The following is a 17,374-nucleotide window of genomic DNA, read 5'->3' as shown; positions in this document are numbered from 1 at the left end:
ATCACCCGCACGCAAGTGCGGATGAAGCAGCTAGCCCAGATTCAACTCCTTGAAGAAATCATTGCCCTTGTCGTCGATAATGATGAACGCCGGGAAGTCGACGACTTCGATGCGCCAGATCGCTTCCATGCCGAGCTCGGGATATTCGAGCACCTCGACCTTCTTGATGCAGTGCTCGGCGAGATTCGCCGCAGCGCCGCCGATCGAGCCGAGATAGAAGCCGCCATACTTCTTGCAGGCCTCGCGCACGGCAGGCGCCCGGTTGCCCTTGGCGACCATCACCATCGAGCCGCCGGCGGCCTGAAACTGGTCGACGAAGGAATCCATGCGGCCCGCGGTGGTCGGGCCGAACGCGCCGGAGGCGTAGCCGTCGGGCGTCTTGGCCGGGCCGGCGTAATAGACCGGATGGTTCTTGAAATAGTCCGGCAGCGGCTCGCCCCTCTCCAGCCGCTCGCGCAGCTTGGCATGTGCGCTATCGCGCGCGACGATCATGGTGCCGGTCATCGAGACCCGGGTCTTGATCGGATATTTCGAGAAGGTGGCCAGAATGTCCTTCATCGGCTGGTTGAGGTCGATCTTGACGACCTCACCGCCGAGCGACTGCTCGACCTGCGGCAGATATTGCGCCGGGTTGTGCTCGAGCTCCTCGAGATAAATGCCGTCTTTGGTGACCTTGCCGAGCACCTGGCGGTCGGCCGAGCAGGACACGCCAAGCCCGATCGGGAGCGAAGCGCCATGGCGCGGCATCCGGATCACGCGCACGTCGTGGCAGAAATACTTTCCGCCGAACTGCGCGCCGACACCGAGCGACTGCGTCATCTTGTGGATTTCCTTCTCCATCTCGACGTCGCGGAAGGCGTTGCCGTCGGGCGAGCCGTGCGTCGGCAGCGCATCGAGGTAGCGGGCGGAGGCGAGCTTCACTGTCTTCATGCACAGCTCGGCCGAGGTGCCGCCGATCACGATGGCGAGGTGATAAGGCGGGCACGCCGCGGTGCCGAGGGTGAGGATCTTCTCCTTGAGGAAGGCGAGCAGACGGTCCTTGGTGAGGACGGAAGGCGTCGCCTGGAACAGAAAGCTCTTGTTGGCGGAGCCGCCGCCCTTCGCCATGAACATGAACTTGTAGGCGTCGTCGCCCTCGGCGTAGATCTCGCACTGCGCCGGCATGTTGTTGGCGGTGTTCTTCTCCTCGTACATCGAGAGCGGCGCGACCTGCGAGTAGCGCAGATTGCGGCGCAGATAGGCATCGCGCGCGCCCTCCGACAGCGCCGCCTCGTCGTCACCATCGGTGATGACGTTGCAGCCCTTCTTGCCCATGATGATCGCGGTGCCGGTGTCCTGACACATCGGCAACACGCCGCCGGCGGCGATGTTGGCGTTCTTCAAAAAGTCGAGCGCAACGAACTTGTCGTTCGGGCTCGCCTCGCCGTCCTCGAGGATCGAACGGAGCTGCTTCAGATGGCCCGGTCGCAGGTAATGATTGATGTCGCCGAAAGCCGCCTCCGACAGCGCCCGTAGCGCCTCGCGCGACACCACCAGCATGTCCTTGCCCAGGACCTTCTCGACCCTGACGCCCTCGGACGAAATCTTCTTGTAGGGCGTCTCGTCCTTGCCCAGCGGGAACAACGGAGTGTGCTTGTAGGGCGGAACGGGCTTTGACTGGTCGGGGAAGGCGGTGGGAGCGTTCATGGGGTCGATCTCGGGTTTTGGGGCCTCGCGCGGGCCCTCGGCGTAGAAGCGTTCTAAGCCCATTTCCGGCAGAAAAGAAAGGGACCGGTGCGCATGGGAGAGGTGGCTAGGGCTCGGGAAGGCATTGGCACAGCACGTGGAAAGGCCCGCGCTCACCCTTGCGCTTCGTGTCCGCCGACGCTTGAATGCGCGCCCTAAGGGGCTTTTCATCATGACATTGAACTCGAACGTCCGCGGCGCGATCCTGGTCGCCGCCGCCATCACCGGCCTTGTGGCCCTCACCTCCCCCGCGCGCGCCGACCGCTGCGACGACAGCGCCAAGGAGCTGGCGAACCAGATCGATCGGCTCAAGGTGAATTTCCGGGCCGCCAACATCGTCTATTTGACGCACCCGGCGGCCAAGGAGTTGTCCGTCGGCTGCCGCGGCGACAAATATTCCATCGAGCTCTATGCCAAGGGCGATCGCAAGCCCAAGCCCGAGTTCTATGCGCTGGTGGGGTCGATGGCCGCGATCGTCTTCACCGTGACGAAGGACGACACCACGTCGGGCGCGACACGTTGCCTGAAGCGGATGGGGCTTTTGCGCGGCGACAAGATCAACATGCGTTACCGGCGGCTCAACATGGAATGCAGCCGCACCAGGTCGGACGCGTCCATCGCGATCACGCGCGGCAAGGACGAATAGACGCGGGGCTCCCCGCTTTCCGCAGGGTGACGGCGCGCGTGTCGCGATGCCGCCCACCACGAATTCCGTCATTGCGAGCGCAGCGAAGCAATCCAGGATCTTTCCGCGGAGACAGACTGGATTGCTTCGTCGCATCAGCGCAAAATTGCTACGCAATTTTGTCGCGAGCTCCTCGCAATGACGGTGGAGAGAGCCGCGATTCTCTTAAGACTTGCACGCGCAGAAGCTAAAGGCAGCCCAATCCCACCAAGCCAATTTCCTCGCATTTTAACGATTGCCTTGAAGGAAACTTCGCTCCTCGCGAGGCAGGCTCAATTGTTTCCATGTGTGAGGATTTGCGGATGAAGGTTTCCACCGTTGCGCCGCCACCGATCGCGATCGTGGTTCCGAGCTATGACACGACCAAGCAGCAGGACGATCAGGCCAAGGTCAACGACGACGATCCGACCTACAAGCCGCAGCCGCCCGCGCCGCTGCCGCCGGGTCAGGGCACGCGGATCGATCAGCTCGCCTGATCAGGCTTGCCAAAGCTGAAGCGCCCGATCCGGTCGATCGGGCCTTTTGCGCATCCGGCCGCATCTTTGCCGGATAGCAGGACCACTATCATGCGCGGTCATCCCGGGACCCTGCGCATGATCGCACGCCTCCTGTTGCAGAACACGATCTTCGTCGTCGGCATGGGCGCGTTGCTGTTCGTATCCGCCGGAACGCTGCACTGGCCTTCGGCCTGGGTGCTCCTCGCCAGCTCCGCCCTGCTCGGTCCGCTCTGCGGCTGGTGGCTCTACCGGATCGATCCGGCTCTGCTCGCCGAACGTCTGCGGCCGGTCCTGCAACGGGATCAGCCCGCCGCCGACAAAATGTTCATGACGGTCTTTGTCGTGGCGATGCTGGCCTGGCTGGTCGCGATGGGCCTCGACCGGCGCATTCAATCCTCCGAGATGCCGATTGCATTCCAGGTCCTCGGCCTCGTGCTGTTCCTGGCCTCGACACTGTTCACGATGTGGGTCTTCCGCGAGAACTCGTTTGCCGCGCCCGTGGTGAAGCTCCAGGCTGAGCGCGCACAGCACGTGATCTCGACCGGTCCCTACGCCTATGTCCGGCATCCCATGTACAGCGGCATGGTGCTGTTCTTCACCGGTGTGCCGTTGTTGCTTGGGTCGTTGTGGGGACTTGCGATGATACCGCTCTTCATCGCCTTGTTCGCGGTCCGTATCCCTATCGAGGAGCGCACCTTGCGCGAAGGCCTGCCGGGCTATGCCGACTATGCGGCGCGGGTGCGCTACCGCCTGGTGCCGGGCGTTTGGTGAGGGCAGATCACTCTGCCGTCCGGACTGGCTAAGCATCCAGTTCGCGATAGCGGCGGAAGATGCCCTGCTCGTTGAAGGCAATGCGGCGGTCGCTGTCGAGATAGGCCTTGATGTTGGGCCGTGCGGCGATGCGGTCGTGCAGGCCGAGGAGGCCTGGGATATCTGTCTCGAACGCCTTCATGCGCTTGGGGAACGCATAGCGCAGCCCCGCGACGATCTGGAACAGCGAGAGATCGACATAGGTCAGTCTGCGGCCGGTGACATAGGTGCCGCCACTCTCGGTGAGAAGCTGCTCGAAATAGCCGAGATATTTCGGCACGCGCTCGCTCCAGAAATCGGCGGTGCGCTTCTTCGCCGGCGGCTTCTGATCTTCGTAGTAGAGCGAGGGCCCGAGCGGATGATGGGTGTCGTGGATCTCGACGACGAGGTCGGTGATGGTGAGCTGAAGCTGGTGCACCCAGAGCCTGCCGCCTTCGGTCTTCGGCGCAAGGCCATGGCGGGCGCCGAGATAGAGCAGGATGTTGGCGGTCTGGCCGATGACGAGCTTGCCCGCCTTCAGGAATGGCGGGGCGAAGGGCGGCGTGCCCCCATTCGCGTCCATCATCTTCATCATCGCAGCTGTCCCGCGCGGTCCGCGCGCGACATCGACGTAGGCGGCGCCCGCTTCCTCCAGCGCCAGGCGCACATATTCGCCGCGGCCCTGGATCTCGGGCCAGTAATAGAGCTCGTATTTCATGGGAGGAGTCCGTGAGCGTTGCGGGCGACCGGACCAATGTAGCATGCGGCAGAAGGTTCCGTCAGTGCGGGACGGAACGCTCTCGCAGCACACTCCGTCATTGCGAGCGCAGCGAAGCAATCCAGACTGCCGCCGCGGACAGACTCTGGATTCCTTCGTCGCTTCAGCGCAAAATTGCTTCGCAATTTTGTCGCTACGCTCCTCGCAATGACGGAAGAGACAGCTCGCGTCTCAATTCGCCGCGAAACAATACAGCAGGCCGTCGCCGCCGGTGCTCTTCAGATCGGCCTGCGAGCAGCCGCCGTCGGGACCGCGCGAGGGGTGAGAGCTGTTCCAAGATTTCGAGGGCTCGTCGTCGCGCAGACCCCGTCGATCGAGATGGCCGACCATCGCGACGCCCTGTGTGCTCGATGTCCAGTTCTTGCAGGTGCGATCGTCCGGACCGGCAAACGCGGTGCCGTCTGGTTGCGATCCCGTGAGCACGTCATGCCGGTTTGGCTGGTCGCCAACACCATTGATCCCCTCGCCCTTCTCGCTGAGCGCGGTCTGCTTGGTGAGGTTGTTGGCCGCGCCGTGCAGGTCGGCAACGTCCTTGGCGATCACCGCGCCCTTGGCGTTCTGCCACGGTCCCTTGCCGATGCGGTCCCGGGCGTTGATGGCCGGCTTGCCGTCGGCGGCCTGTGTCGAGAGATAGGCGCGCCAGGTCTTGGTGCCGGCGCCGGCGGCTTGTGCAAGCTTCTGGCATTGCGTGTCGGCTCCCTCGAGGCCGCCGAGATCGGCACCCTTGCCGGGGCCGTTGGACGTCACGAAGAACGTCATGTCGGCCGATTGCGCCTGCGCCGACGGCGCCGCGAGGAAGGCCATTGCGAGCGCGAGGGCAGAAATCGTCACGGATCTCTCGGTGCGGATCATGTTGTCCTCCGGTTGTGCTTGTCGTTGGCCGCCTGATTTCAACCCGGCGCACGCCCGCTTATTCCGATGCGGGGCGCCCAATCGGCATAGGGGGCGACCTTGTATGGTCGCTCCCCTGCCACACCACCCGGCATGCGGGTCCGCACCGGGCGGTTCGAGAAGTTGAGGTCATGAGAGTCGGGGTAGTCCGAGCCGGTTGGACCAGTCGAGGGTCAGCGCGGCGTTGAGGAGCATGCCGCTGTTGCGCCACCAGCGCCGGCTGTTCGCCGCCACCTGCCGCGCCACATCCGGTTTGGCCCCAAGCGCCATCAGTTCCCTGTACATGGTCTTGCCGCGTTTCCATTGTTTGAGCTGGATTGCACGCACCCGATGGCGCAGCCACTTGTCCAGCTCGCGCCAGACCTTTGGCGTTTGCGCCAGCCGGAAGTAAGCCCGCCAGCCCAAAACGTAGGACCGCAGGCGGTCCATCACGTCCGGCAGACTGCGCCCGCCACTGCGGCTGGTCAGTTGCCGGATACGTTGCTTGAACGTCATCAGCGGTTTGACGGCGACCTTGCGCTTGATCACGCCGCCGGGGCCCACCCAAAAGCTGTAGCCCAGGAACTTGCGACCAAACACGTAATCCACTGCGCTCTTGGTCTCGTTGACCGTCAGACGCAGCTTGCCGTAGAGCCGCCGAAGCAGCGCCATCACCCGCTCACCAGCCCGGCGGCTGCGGACGTAAACGTTCGCATCGTCGGCATAGCGCACGAAGCAATGGCCTCGACGTTCCAGCTCCCTGTCCACTTCATCCAACAGGACATTCGCCAGCAGCGGCGATAGCGGCCCGCCTTGCGGCGTGCCCATCATCCGCTGCTGAACCAGGCCATCGCTCATGATCCCGCTGTTCAGATACGCCCGGATCAGCCGGATCACTCCGGGGTCTGCGATCCGTTGCTGAAGACGGTCCATGAGGATGTCGTGGTTGACCCGGTCGAAGAACTTCTCCAGGTCGACGTCCACCACGATCCGGCGCCCCGATTGCACATATGACTGCGCCGCAAGGACGGCCTCATGTGCGCTTCGACCCGGGCGGAAGCCGTAGCTATGCTTGCTGAAGGTGGGATCAAGGATGGGCTGCAGCACTTGCAGCAGCGCCTGCTGGATCAACCGATCCGTCACCGTGGGGATGCCAAGCTCGCGCTCGCCACCCTCAGGCTTGGGAATGGTCACCCGACGTACCGGACTGGGCCGGTACGTCCCCTGCAACAGCTGTTCCCGGATGACGGGCCACGCCGTACGCAGATGTTCGGCAGTCTGATCAACATCCAGACCATCGACACCGGCTGCGCCTTTGTTGGCCCGCACCCGTTGCAACGCCCGTTGCAGGTTCTCTCTCGTCAGCGCCGCCAATAGCAGCGCCGACCCCGTGCTTTGCTTTGCAGGCCGCGGGCGGCGAGCTTCGTCACTGCCCGAGGCCCACGCGGCTTCACCGCGTCCTTCCTCGAGCCGCCCTGCTTGCGCAGGCATCTGACGCGGTGCTCCCCACATCGGCATGGTGCCTAACACTCCTCCTCGTTCGGTCCTTCGCCGGGATGCGGGCTCCTCGCCGTACCCCCGGCTACTACGACCTCTGCTGCCCCCTCGCTCCGGCTCGACACCGTCGCCCTTTCGGACGTGAGGCAAGGTCTCCCCAGGTAAGAACGCACTCCTTCACTGCACGACCGCCGGATCTACGCCGCTTCCCTTTGATCATGAGAGCTTCGCGGTCCTTTGCCCGCTCGCCCTGGTCGGCAGCGCCTTCTATCCGGTTCTTGTCCATCGGCCCGCAGCTTCGATCCACGCTTCCTCCCCACATTCGGTCGCCCTCATGCAGTTGCGCTTCACTTCGCTCGCCATGATCAGCTTACGATGGGACTTTCACCCATAAGAGTGCGCCCATGCTGGGCGCACAAAGAAAAAGGCGCCGTGCGGGAGCACGACGCCTTGGTTCCTCGTGTCGCGAGCGATCAGTTGGTCTGCTGGATCGCCGACAATTCCCAGCCGGTGCTCGGCCGGCGGGCGAACGTCCAGATCTCGGTCGCCTCGCCCGGCTGCTCGCTACCGGCAACCACGGCGCCGGTGTTGCGGTCGACCGTTTTGTCGATGAGCCCGAAGCGCAGCGCCACCGTGGCGTAGTCGGTCTCGCCTTCACGCCAGGCTTCCGCGAGGTCGCCCTGCAACAGCTTGACGTTGGTCACCTTGTTGACGACGTTGCGCGAACGGTTCTGGGCGAGATCCTGCTCGAAATAGGAGACCATCTCAGGCGTCGCGAGCGTGTGCAGCTTGGCCACGTCCTCGTTCGACCAGGCGGTCTGGATTTCGCCGAGCAGGCGCTCGAACGCCTCATAGTCGTCCGGCTTGATCTCGAGCGGCGCGCTGTTGGCTCCGAAGCCGAAGCCACCAAGACCGCTGCGATAGTTCGGCTGCGGTCCTTGACCGGCGCCCGCATTAGCATTGGCATAGGCCGGCTGCGACGTGTGGCGGCGCTGCCACCAGGACATCGCCAGCCGCACCACGAGCACCACCAGCGCGATCTGGATGATCAGGCCCAGGATCGAGGACAGTCCGCCAAGGCCGCCGAACAGGCCGCCGCCGAACAGCATGCCGAGCAGGCCGGCGCCGAGGAAGCCGGCCGCAAGGCCGCCCAGGAAGCCGCCGCCGCGGCCGAACAGGCCGCCGCGCGCCGGCGCGGTCGCGGCCGAATTCATGCCTGCGCCCGGCTGGGTGTAGGTGCGGTTGAACTGCGAGGTGGAGCCCGGCGCAGTCGTGGTCGACGGCGGCGCCGAATAGGTGCGCGAGCCGCGCGAACCCGACGAGAAGCCGCCGCCGACGCGGGCGTCAGCGGAGGAGATCGCCAGTGCGGTCGGCAGCGCAAGCGCCAGCACGACGGCAATGGTCTTGAAGAGACTGCGGGAGCGATGCGAGAAAGTCATGTGCGTTTCCCAAATCCCCGGCATGGGGACGTGCGCCTTAAGATGGGCAGACTTCCCGAAAAGTGAAGCCGGTTTCGGAACCTAAAGCTGCGGCCCTCAGTCGCGGGGATGTGGCAAAAGCCCATATTTGGCGGGGGTTTGGCCGCATCTGGCGGGGGTTTGGCCGCATTTGGCGGGGGTTTGGCCGGGCGGGGAACCGAGGTCGCGGGATACCGGCGCTTTTGCGACGGGATTTCCGCTTTTTCCTCGCCATTGCGAGCGCAGCTCCCATTGCGAGGAGCCCTTGCGACGAAGCAATCCAGAATCTTTCCGCGGAGACGGCCTGGATTGCTTCGCAGAGCCTGTCATCGGGCCGCGCTTTGCGCGGACCCGGTGGCTCGCAATGACGGTGTTGAAGCAGTCGCGCGCATACACTCCCGATGTCGTCCTGGCGAAAGCCAGGACCCATTACCCCGAGAGGCAATTTGGCGAAGGCTGGTCGTTCGGGATTGGCAGCGTGCGCAACCGAGAGATCACGCGGTATGGGTCCTGGCTTTCGCCAGGACGACGGCGGAGGTTGTCGCGCGTCAATGCAATCTCTCGGGCACAACGCTCACCCAGCCTTCGTCATCGTTTCCTTCACCGCCGCCACGAGCTGGCTCAGCGTAAACGGTTTTGGCAGGAAGTCGAACTGCTGGCCCTCGGGGAGGCTCTTCTCGAATGCATCCTCGGCGTAGCCGGAAACGAAGATGAATTTGATGTCCGGGTTCTTCTCCCGCATCGCCTTCAGCAGCGTCGGGCCGTCCATCTCCGGCATCACCACGTCTGAGACGACGAGATCGATCGCGCCGCTCTCCTCCTCCAGCACCTCCATGGCCTCGACGCCGTTCTCGGCCTCGACCACGGTGTAGCCGCGCGAGCGCAGGCCACGCGCGTTCAGGGCGCGCAGGCCCTCCTCGTCCTCGACCAAGAGGATGGTGCCCTGCCCGGTGAGATCGGTGCGCGGCTTGGCTTCCGCCGCCGGTGCGGCTTCCTTCGCGGCGCCATTGGCCGCGCTGACCAAAGCTGCGGGCTGCTCGACCTGCACCTCCTGCTCGGCATGATGGCGCGGCAGGAAGATATGGAACGAGGTGCCCTGCCCCGGTTCGGAATCGACATAGATGAAACCGCCGGTCTGCTTGACGATGCCGTAGACGGTGGAAAGCCCGAGCCCGGTACCCTTGCCCACCTCTTTCGTCGAGAAGAACGGCTCGAAGATCTTGTCGCGGATGTCGGCGGGGATGCCGGTGCCGGTGTCGGCGACCTCGATCCGGACATAGTCGGCGGCCGGCATGCCCTTGTAAGCGAGCTTGCCCGCGTCTTCGGTGCTGACGTTTGCAGTGCGGATGATCAGCTTGCCACCGTCAGGCATGGCGTCGCGCGCGTTCACGGCGAGATTGACGATCACCTGCTCGAACTGGGAGACGTCGACCTTCACCGGCCAGAGATCGCGGCCGTGGACGAGGTCGAGCTTGACCTTCTCGCCGATCAGCCGGCGCAGCAGCATGGTGAGATCGCTCAAGGCATCGCCGAGATCGAGCACCTGCGGCCGCAGCGTCTGCCGCCGCGAGAACGCCAGCAGCTGCCGCACCAGCGTCGCGGCGCGCGTCGCGTTCTGCTTGATCTGCATGATGTCCTGGAACGACGGATCGGTCGGCTTGTGCGCGTTCAGCAGGAAGTCGTTCGCCATCATGATGGCGGAGAGCACGTTGTTGAAGTCGTGGGCGATGCCGCCGGCGAGCTGGCCGACCGTCTCCATCTTCTGCGACTGGTTGATCTGGTTCTCCAGCGCGCGCCGCTCGGTGGTCTCGAGCATGTGCACGATGGCGGCTTCCGCCTCGTTCTCGGCCGCATCGACCGGCGTGACGAAGAACTGGCCCCAGCGCTCCTTGGTCCCCTCCAGCGCCACCTCGACCGGCGCGATGTCGGCCTGGCCTTCGGCGGCCTGGTTGATGGCCGCGATCAACAGGTGCCGGTCGCGGGAATTGACCGCGCGGAAGATCGACTTGGAGGCGCTGTCGAGCCCGAGCGCCTGTCCGAGCTTGGCATAGCGCGCATTCGCGCGCACGACATTGCCGCCGCGATCCACGGTCGCGATCGCCATTGGCGTGTGGTCGAAGAAGCGCATGAAGCGCACCTCGGCGGCGCGGTCGGGATCGCTGCGCTCGTCGCGGGCGCGGCTGATCACGAGCGTGCGCGACGGCCCCGGCGCGCCGTCGGCGCCGAAGGCGAGCTTGTGATAGAGCCGCACCGGCATGGTCTTGCCCGTGCGCATGCGCAGGTCGATGTCGAAGACCTCGGTCTTCACCTCGCCCGGCACCGCCACGATCGAGGTCAGCAGCGAGGCGCCGTCGCCGGAAACGATGTCGGTGAGCTTCAACCCGCCCGAGCCGATCTCGGCGAGGTCGTAGTCCAGCCAGTTCGCCAGCGTCGCGTTGACATAGGCGAGCTCGCCGGCCGGATTGACCGAGAAGAAGCCGCAAGGCGCGTGATCGAGATATTCGATCGCGTGCTGGAGCTCCTGGAACACGTCCTCCTGGCGCTCGCGGTCGCGGGTGATGTCGGCGATCGACCACACCGCATATTTCGCCTCGCGCTTGCCGGTGCCGAGCGGGCGCACCCGCATGCGCAGCCAGCGGCCCTGGTTGCCATCCTGGCCGGAGATGCGTACCTCCTCCTGCTGCCGCTTGCCTTCGCGGGCGGCTTTGAGCAGGCGGAACACGGCTTCGGAGACGTCAGGGTTGCCGATGAAGACGCGCTCGACGGGGCGCACGTCCTGGGGACCGGTGGCGCCGGTCAGCGTCAGATAGGCCGCGTTGGAATAGACCACATGCCCGCGCGCATCGGTGACCGCGAGCCCGTCGAACGAGTGATCGGAGATGCGGGCAATGATGGGATCGTCGAGATTACGATCGGCGAAGCGGATGATGCCGGCGGCGAAGGCAAACAGGTTGAACAAGCCGACCATCGCCAGCACGGCGAGGATGCCGAGGATATAGGGCTGCGCCTGCGCGCGCCCGAGCGTCATCAATCCGACGGCGACCGCGACGAGGCCGGCGGCCACCAGCAACACCAGCGCGATGCTGCCCGAGCGCGGCGACGGCTCGTGCGCCGCAACGGGCTCGCGTGTGAGGTCGTGGTCGGTCTCAGCAGTCATTTCACGCTGGCGCAGCCTGTCGGCAGAGAATCAACGCGCTCCGGGGCGCACGGGGTCCTCCCTGCCTGAATCGGACCCAAAGGTGCAAGGGCAGCAGGAGCGAAAGGTACGCTGATTCCCAGATTACGGCCATTTCCGGTACTTTTCCGGCATTTTATCCCCGCCCGGCGCCGAATCCGCGCTTCAGCCGCATGACGTAACCGATGACTTCGGCGACCGCATGGTAGTGCTCGGTCGGGATTTCCTGGTCGATGTCGACGGTGGCGTAGAGCGCGCGGGCGAGCGGCACGTTCTCGACGATCGGGATGTCGTGCTCGCGCGCGATCTCCCGGATCTTGAAGGCGAGGTTGTCGACACCTTTGGCGACGCAGATCGGCGCCGACATGCCGCGCTCGTAGGACAGCGCCACCGAATAGTGGGTCGGGTTGGTGATGATCACGGAGGCCTTGGGAACCGCCGCCATCATGCGCTTCTTAGCGCGCTGCTGCCGGAGTTGCCTGATCTTGCCCTTGATGTGCGGATCGCCTTCGGACTGCTTGAACTCTTCCTTGATCTCCTGGAGTGACATCTTCTGCCGCTGGAACCAGCTGCGGTACTGGAAGAAATAGTCGGCGATGGCGACGATCGCGAGCGCCGCCACCACCGCGCCGAGCAGATGGATGGTCATGCTGGTGGTGGCACCCAGCATCGCGGCCGGATCGAGCTTGACCATCGCCTCCATGCGATGCCGCTCCGGCCACAGGATCATGGTCATGACCACGCTGAGCGCGATCAGCTTGCCGAGGCCTTTCAGGAAGTTCGCCGCCGCCTGCTTGCCGAAGATGCGCTTGAAGCCGGCGCCGGGCGAAATTTTGCTGAATTTGGGTTTCAGGGATTCGGCCGACCACACCAGGCGGTGCTGGAGCATGTTGCCGGCAATCGCCGCCAGCACCAGCATCAAGAGGGGCACGCCGATTGCCGCAAGCACGGCGAACTCGATCTGCTGCATCAGCGCGAGCAGAGCCTTGCCATCGGTCTTGATCATCCAGGAATTGGCGAGCAAGTTGCGCATCGGCGTCAGCAGCCCGCTGCCGACCGAGCCCGAGAAGGTTGAAACCACGAGCGTGCCGCCCGCCATCATGAACCAGGTGTTGATCTCCTGGCTCTTGGCGACGTCGCCGCGTTCGAGCGCATCGTCGAGGCGCTTTTGCGTCGGGTCTTCTGTTTGACTCTCGGGATCGTTGTCTTCCGCCATCGATCACCTATTTGAGCGGCATCATCTGGTGCATGACACCGATGAAATAGTCGAGAAACGTACCCATCATCGCCGTGAGCACCACGGCGAGGACCAAAAAGCCCGCGAAGATCGAGAGCGGCACGCCGACGAAATAGACCTGCATCTGCGGCATCAGCCGCGCCAGCACACCTAACCCGATGTTGAAGACGAGGCCGAACACCAGAAACGGTCCGGAGAGTTGCAAGCCCAGGCGGAACGCGGCTGCGAAGGCCCGCGTTGCCAGCGAGGCAATATCGCCGCTCGAGACGGTCTCGCCCGGCGAGAAGATCTTGTAGCTGTCGTTCAGCGCCGCGATCACCAGATGGTGGCTGTCGGTGGCAAACAACAAGGTCACGCCCAGCATGGTCAGGAAATTGCCGACCAGCACGCCCTGCTGTCCCTGCGTCGGATCGACCGAGGTGACGAAGCCGAGCCCCATCTGCTGCGCGATCACGGAGCCGGCGACTTGCAGGGCCGAGAGCGTCACACGGGCGGTCGCGCCCAGCACGATTCCGATCGCGATCTCATGCAGCATCAGGACCAGGAGCGGCGCGAGCGAGCCCATGTCGACCTGATAGGCATTGCGATGCAGGGGCAGGATGATCAGCGTGAGCAGCAGCGCGATCGACAGCTTGATCCGCGTCGGGATGTTGGTCTCACCGAGGCCCGGCAGCAGCATCACCATCGCACCGACCCGGGCGAAGGCGAGCATGAAGGAGGCGGCGAGCGCCGGCAGCAGCGAGACGTCGATGCGCATAGTTTACGCATCTTGCCTCAGCCGCCGATGATTCGCGACGAGATCCGCAGCATGTGGGCGTGGAGCGAGTCGGCCATGAACGGCAGCGCCAATAGCATCGTGGCGAAGATGGCCAGGATCTTCGGCACGTAGATCAGCGTCTGCTCCTGAATCTGAGTCAGCGCCTGGAACAGCGACACGATGACGCCGACCACGAGGCCGACCACCATCAGCGGCGACGACACGATCACGATGGTCCAGATCGCATCGCGCGCGACGTCGAGGGTTTCGGGTCCGGTCATTGCAAACTTCCTTTATTCGTTCCTCGCCTCCTCACGCGCTTGAAGCGGTGCGAAGACCTATCTCCGTCATTGCGAGCGCAGCGAAGCAATCCAGACTGGCGCCTGCGGAAAGATTCTGGATTGCTTCGCTGCGCTCGCAATGACGATTGGGGCGAGCGCCATTCCCTCATCAGATCGGCATCTTCATGATGTCTTCATAGGCCGCGATCACGCGATCGCGGACCGAGACCAGCGTGGACACCGCAACGTCGGTGTCGGCGACCGCCGTCACCACGTCCATCACGTTAGCCTTACCGGCGGCCATCGCCACCGTCTGCGCGTCGGACTTGCGGCCGGACTCCATGACGCTGCCGACAGCGTCTTTCAGCAGCGAAGCGAAGGATTGTCCGCTGGGCTCGCTGCCCTTTCCCGCGCCGCCGCTCTCCAGCACGCGGGCGAGACTGGCATAAGCATTGGCGGCGATTGTCGGTGATGCCATGGCTCAGATGTCCTGTTCAGCTCTTGAGGATGTCGAGCGTGCGCTGGATCATCCGGCGCGTCGCACTGATGATGTTGAGATTGGCCTCGTAGGACCGCTGCGCGTCGCGCATGTCGGTCATCTCGACCACAGAATTCACGTTGGGATATTTGACGTTGCCGCTCGCATCCGCGGCCGGATTGTTCGGCTCGTATTTGACGCGGAAGCTGGACTGGTCGGGCTTGATCCTGCCGAGCGTGACGACCTGCGCCTCGAGCGTGCGGTCGAGCGCGGAAGAAAAGGTCGGCACCTTGCGCCGATAGGGATCGCCGCCTGATGTCTGCGAGGTCGAATCCGCGTTCGCGATGTTCTCCGAGATCACCCGCATGCGCCCGGCCTGGGCCCGCAGGCCGGAGGTCGCGATCGCCATCGAGCGGGCAAAGTCGCTGCTGTCATTCGCCATGATGGGGCTCCTCTAGGTCTAGCCCTTGCCGATCGCGGTCTTGAGCAGATGCAGGCTCTTCGAATAGAGCGAGGTCGCCGCCGCGTAGTCCATCTGGTTGCTGGCGGCCTTCATCATCTCCTCTTCGAGATTGACGGCGTTGCCCGCAGGACGGGTCTCAAAACCCGCATTCTTGTTCTGGTCGAATGCGGAGGCCGCGCCTGACGGCGTTATGTGGGAGGCGCTGGTGCGGACAAGGGCGAGAGGCCCCATCGAGCCCGTGACGGCGCCGGTCTTGTCGAGCTTCGGCTCGACCAGGTCGCGCGGCCGGAACTTGGGGGTATCGGAGTTGGAGACGTTCTCGGACAGCACGCGCTGGCGCTCCTGGTGCCACTGCATCTTGGTCCGAAGCGCCGACAGCACCGGGAGGTCGTTGATGGACATCGTTGCGGCTCCTTCCGCCCCTTCCGGACCTTGAGGTCCGAAGCTAGGCAGAATTTGCCGCCTGTATGGTTAACAGCTGGTTAAAGATGTCACGGGCACTTGTTCCCCGATGGGACACGATATGCGCGCGTTGTGATTCGACGCTGCCAAAAGTGGCATTAACCCAACCGTTTGGCGGCGCGTATACAGGCCAAGAAGTCGTTTTGGATCGAGCGATTCATAGGTTATTAAGAGTTGGGGACGGCAAAACTTGCCGTGGAACATTAAGAGATCGCAGTTTGGGGCATCGTAGGCCGGTGGTTGGCGCGTCTGACCACGGGCACGAGAAAAGCGCCATTTGTCGGGGACAAGTATGCAAGGCAGCCCTATCACCTTCATCGTCGCGTTCATCGTCGTTCTGGCGTTGATCGGCGTCGCTGCATGGCTGGTTCGCCGATTCGCCGGCAGCCGGCTGGGCGCCAACACCCAGCGCGGCAGGATGCCTCGGCTCGCCGTGATCGATGCCGCCGCCGTCGACGGCCGGCGCCGCCTGGTGCTGGTCCGGCGTGACAATGTCGAGCATCTCCTCATGATCGGCGGCCCGACGGACATCGTCGTCGAGCCCAACATCGTTCGCGCCGCGTCCGGCCGCGACCAGCTTCCGCCGCGTCCCAGCGCCGCGGAACCGCCGCGCCTCGCCCCCATGCCCGATTCCGGCGGGTGGGCCGACGAAGCGCCGCGACCCGAGCTGCTGGATCATCCCGAGCCACACATGCCCGAGCCGCCGCCGCGGCCCGCGCGCCCGTCCTTCGCCGATGAAGTGCGCCGGCCTGCGCCCGCTTTGGCCGAACGCCGCAGCGAGCCGCCGCTCGCCGGCTTTCCGCCCGAACCGATCGCGCCGCGACCCGAGCGTGAGCCACGGCCCGAGCCGTTGCCGCCGCGCATCGCCCGCAACGAGCCGCCGCTGATGCCGCGCCCGCCGCGCCAGAGCGAGCCGCCGAAGATGCCGCCGGTGCGCGCCGAGCGCGCAGCCGCGCCGCCGCCTCCCCCCATTCCGCAGGCTCCGTCGGTTCCGCCACCGGCGCCGGCCGCTATCCCCTCGAGCGCCGAGCAGAATCTCGCCGAAATGGCCCAGCGGCTCGAAGCTGCCCTGCGCCGCCCGGCCGGCGAAACGGTCGCGCCTCCGGTTGCGCCGGAGCCGCCGGCCGCTCCCCCGCGCGCGGCACGCAGCGAGCCGCCGGCGCCACCGGCCCCGCCTGCAAAGCCCGCCGCGGAAAAGACCAGCTTTGAAAATCTCGAAGACGAGATGGCCTCGCTGCTCGGCCGTCCGAAGCCGTCTTCGTGAGGCTGCCGGCCCTCCCGCGTAGAGTTCTTTTCCTTTCTGTCCTGGTCGGCGCGGCCTCGCTCGCGAGCCTTGCGCATGCGCAGGACATCAGCATCAATCTCGGCGGCGGCGCTGGCGGTGGCGGCGTTACCGAGCGCGCGATCCAGCTCATCGCCCTGCTCACGATCCTGTCGATCGCGCCGTCGATCCTGATCATGATGACGTCGTTCACGCGCATCGTGGTCGTGCTGTCGCTGCTGCGCACAGCGATGGGCACAGCGACCGCGCCGCCGAATTCGGTGATCATTGCGCTCGCGATGTTCCTCACCTTCTTCGTGATGGGTCCGGTCCTGCAGAAATCCTACGACGAGGGCATCCGCCCGCTCGTTGCCAACCAGGTCAGTGTCGAGGACGCACTCCAGCGCGCCTCGGTGCCGTTGCGCGGCTTCATGCAGAAGAACGTGCGCGAGAAGGACCTCAAGCTGTTCCTGGATCTCTCCGGCGAACAGCCGCCGGCGACACCCGACGATCTCGCACTGCGCATCCTCGTCCCCGCCTTCATGATCTCCGAGCTGAAGCGCGCCTTCGAGATCGGCTTCCTGTTGTTCCTCCCCTTCCTGATCATCGACCTCGTCGTCGCTTCCGTGCTGATGTCGATGGGCATGATGATGCTGCCACCTGCAACGATCTCGCTGCCGTTCAAGCTGATCTTCTTCGTCCTGGTCGACGGCTGGTCGCTAGTGGCGGGAAGCCTGGTGCAGAGCTACGGGGGGTGAGGCCAATGCATCCGCAGTCATGCCCCGCGAAGGGGCATCCTCTCCGCTCCCAGCGATAGCCTCCGACCCCTCCCCGTCATTGCGAGGAGCCCTTGCGACGAAGCAATCCAGGCTGCCGCTGCGGAAAAGACTCTGGATTGCTTCGCTGCGCTCGCAATGACGAGAATGGGGTGGCGACCTTCCGACACAACAGCGCTCGCGATG

At 64.7% G+C, this 17,374-nt stretch carries 17 protein-coding genes; 5 read left to right on the top strand and 12 right to left on the bottom strand.

Annotation, left to right across the window (positions count from 1 at the left end):
- Positions 1-30: 30 nt before the first annotated feature.
- A complete protein-coding gene (locus ACR9YP_RS18890; RefSeq protein ID WP_474220781.1) occupies positions 31-1,686 on the bottom strand; it encodes a fumarate hydratase in 1,656 nt (551 codons plus the stop codon).
- Between the two features lie 211 nt (positions 1,687-1,897).
- Here ACR9YP_RS18890 and ACR9YP_RS18885 point away from each other — a divergent pair, with 211 nt between their 5' ends.
- The 3 genes from ACR9YP_RS18885 to ACR9YP_RS18875 all read left to right on the top strand — a co-directional run bounded on the left by ACR9YP_RS18885 (position 1,898) and on the right by ACR9YP_RS18875 (position 3,678).
- Entirely contained in the window at positions 1,898-2,371 is a 474-nt protein-coding gene (locus ACR9YP_RS18885) for a hypothetical protein (RefSeq protein WP_474220780.1), read from the top strand.
- A gap of 341 nt (positions 2,372-2,712) precedes the next feature.
- Positions 2,713-2,886, top strand: coding sequence for a hypothetical protein (locus tag ACR9YP_RS18880; protein WP_164934497.1), 174 nt, complete (start codon positions 2,713-2,715; stop codon positions 2,884-2,886).
- Between the two features lie 117 nt (positions 2,887-3,003).
- Positions 3,004-3,678: a methyltransferase family protein gene (locus ACR9YP_RS18875; protein ID WP_474220779.1), complete on the top strand. Its 675-nt coding sequence runs from the start codon at positions 3,004-3,006 to the stop codon at positions 3,676-3,678.
- Positions 3,679-3,706: 28 nt separating this feature from the next.
- On the opposite strand, the gene ACR9YP_RS18870 is transcribed toward ACR9YP_RS18875, so the two are convergent.
- From ACR9YP_RS18870 to flgB, 11 genes are all read right to left on the bottom strand, one after another.
- The gene (locus ACR9YP_RS18870; RefSeq protein ID WP_474220778.1) at positions 3,707-4,414 is read right to left on the bottom strand and encodes a glutathione S-transferase; all 708 of its coding nucleotides are present in this window, start codon (positions 4,412-4,414) and stop codon (positions 3,707-3,709) included.
- Between the two features lie 231 nt (positions 4,415-4,645).
- Positions 4,646-5,326 (bottom strand): lectin, encoded by a 681-nt coding sequence (locus tag ACR9YP_RS18865; RefSeq protein WP_474220777.1) that lies wholly within the window; start codon positions 5,324-5,326, stop codon positions 4,646-4,648.
- Between the two features lie 168 nt (positions 5,327-5,494).
- Positions 5,495-6,856: a group II intron reverse transcriptase/maturase gene (gene ltrA / locus ACR9YP_RS18860; protein WP_474221085.1), complete on the bottom strand. Its 1,362-nt coding sequence runs from the start codon at positions 6,854-6,856 to the stop codon at positions 5,495-5,497.
- A gap of 458 nt (positions 6,857-7,314) precedes the next feature.
- Positions 7,315-8,304: a Tim44 domain-containing protein gene (locus ACR9YP_RS18855; RefSeq protein WP_474220776.1), complete on the bottom strand. Its 990-nt coding sequence runs from the start codon at positions 8,302-8,304 to the stop codon at positions 7,315-7,317.
- A gap of 568 nt (positions 8,305-8,872) precedes the next feature.
- Positions 8,873-11,455 carry a cell cycle histidine kinase CckA gene (cckA, locus tag ACR9YP_RS18850; protein WP_474220775.1) on the bottom strand — a complete coding sequence of 861 codons (2,583 nt, stop codon included), beginning with the start codon at positions 11,453-11,455 and terminating at the stop codon, positions 8,873-8,875.
- Positions 11,456-11,609: 154 nt separating this feature from the next.
- Positions 11,610-12,689, bottom strand: coding sequence for a flagellar biosynthesis protein FlhB (gene flhB / locus ACR9YP_RS18845; protein WP_474220774.1), 1,080 nt, complete (start codon positions 12,687-12,689; stop codon positions 11,610-11,612).
- Between the two features lie 7 nt (positions 12,690-12,696).
- On the bottom strand, positions 12,697-13,467 hold the full coding sequence (gene fliR, locus ACR9YP_RS18840; RefSeq protein WP_091897984.1) for a flagellar biosynthetic protein FliR: 771 nt from the start codon (positions 13,465-13,467) through the stop codon (positions 12,697-12,699).
- Positions 13,468-13,484: 17 nt separating this feature from the next.
- Positions 13,485-13,748, bottom strand: coding sequence for a flagellar biosynthesis protein FliQ (fliQ, locus tag ACR9YP_RS18835; RefSeq protein WP_011088555.1), 264 nt, complete (start codon positions 13,746-13,748; stop codon positions 13,485-13,487).
- A gap of 169 nt (positions 13,749-13,917) precedes the next feature.
- Positions 13,918-14,226, bottom strand: coding sequence for a flagellar hook-basal body complex protein FliE (gene fliE / locus ACR9YP_RS18830; protein ID WP_474220773.1), 309 nt, complete (start codon positions 14,224-14,226; stop codon positions 13,918-13,920).
- A gap of 16 nt (positions 14,227-14,242) precedes the next feature.
- Positions 14,243-14,668 (bottom strand): flagellar basal body rod protein FlgC, encoded by a 426-nt coding sequence (gene flgC / locus ACR9YP_RS18825; protein WP_128932833.1) that lies wholly within the window; start codon positions 14,666-14,668, stop codon positions 14,243-14,245.
- An 18-nt stretch (positions 14,669-14,686) separates the two neighbouring features.
- The gene (flgB, locus tag ACR9YP_RS18820; RefSeq protein ID WP_474220772.1) at positions 14,687-15,091 is read right to left on the bottom strand and encodes a flagellar basal body rod protein FlgB; all 405 of its coding nucleotides are present in this window, start codon (positions 15,089-15,091) and stop codon (positions 14,687-14,689) included.
- A 352-nt stretch (positions 15,092-15,443) separates the two neighbouring features.
- Between flgB and ACR9YP_RS18815 the strand changes: the two genes are divergently transcribed.
- Positions 15,444-16,415, top strand: coding sequence for a flagellar biosynthetic protein FliO (locus ACR9YP_RS18815; protein WP_474220771.1), 972 nt, complete (start codon positions 15,444-15,446; stop codon positions 16,413-16,415).
- The gene (gene fliP, locus ACR9YP_RS18810; RefSeq protein ID WP_091897994.1) at positions 16,412-17,170 is read left to right on the top strand and encodes a flagellar type III secretion system pore protein FliP; all 759 of its coding nucleotides are present in this window, start codon (positions 16,412-16,414) and stop codon (positions 17,168-17,170) included. The genes ACR9YP_RS18815 and fliP overlap by 4 nt, the downstream gene beginning before the upstream one ends.
- The last annotated feature ends 204 nt before the right edge of the window (positions 17,171-17,374 follow it).

It is taken from the genome of Bradyrhizobium sp. BR14999 (assembly GCF_056106085.1).
This window is presented reverse-complemented; position numbering and strand designations above follow the sequence as displayed.